The sequence below is a fragment of the Myxococcus llanfairpwllgwyngyllgogerychwyrndrobwllllantysiliogogogochensis genome (genome assembly GCF_006636215.1).
GTDB classification, from domain to species: domain Bacteria; phylum Myxococcota; class Myxococcia; order Myxococcales; family Myxococcaceae; genus Myxococcus; species Myxococcus llanfairpwllgwyngyllgogerychwyrndrobwllllantysiliogogogochensis.
Genome location: NZ_VIFM01000637.1, coordinates 1 through 575, shown reverse-complemented (window position 1 = coordinate 575; position 575 = coordinate 1). Strand labels below are relative to the sequence as shown.

General features: G+C 45.9%; 1 protein-coding gene. It reads right to left on the bottom strand.

Translation table 11 applies throughout. The annotated features are described in order from the left end of the window. Nucleotides 1–264: 264 nt before the first annotated feature. Nucleotides 265–575: homoserine O-acetyltransferase/O-succinyltransferase family protein (locus FJV41_RS55275; protein WP_181791545.1), on the bottom strand; the 311-nt coding region annotated here is incomplete at its 5' end.

The following is a 575-nucleotide window of genomic DNA, read 5'->3' as shown; positions in this document are numbered from 1 at the left end:
TCATTGTGCTGCTCCTCTTGGTTGATCCGCTGGAAGCGAGCGAAAGATCGTTGTGCAGTTTTCGCTCAGCACAATTAAGACTACTCAATTAATTTCCAAAATCAAAAACAATTTCCATTTTAATTTTAATATCAATTCAACATATTGATAACATTAAAATTAAAGTTTATTTCGTACATGAATTGAATTTCGGAAACAAAAAAGGCACCCGAAGGTGCCAGAGGCAAAATGCTGAAACGCTTTAGGATCGCGTTGGCTGGAGGATTAATCCAGAGTCGGGTTCATATTCCGCAGATCGTATGGCGTGATTTGGTAGACATAGTAGTTCAGCCAGTTGGCAAACAGCAGGTTTCCGTGACTTCTCCAGCTGGCCCGCGGTGTGTTTTGCGGGTCATCATGCGGGAAATAATTGGTCGGAACTTCCGGGCTGAGTCCCGCTTCCACATCGCGGAAAAACTCGCCCGCCAGGGTACCGGCATCGTATTCAGGATGCCCGGTGACGAAGGCAATGCGCTTATCTTTGCTGGCAAACAGATAGGCATCGCCCTCTTCGGTTTCTGCCAGGATCTCTAAAT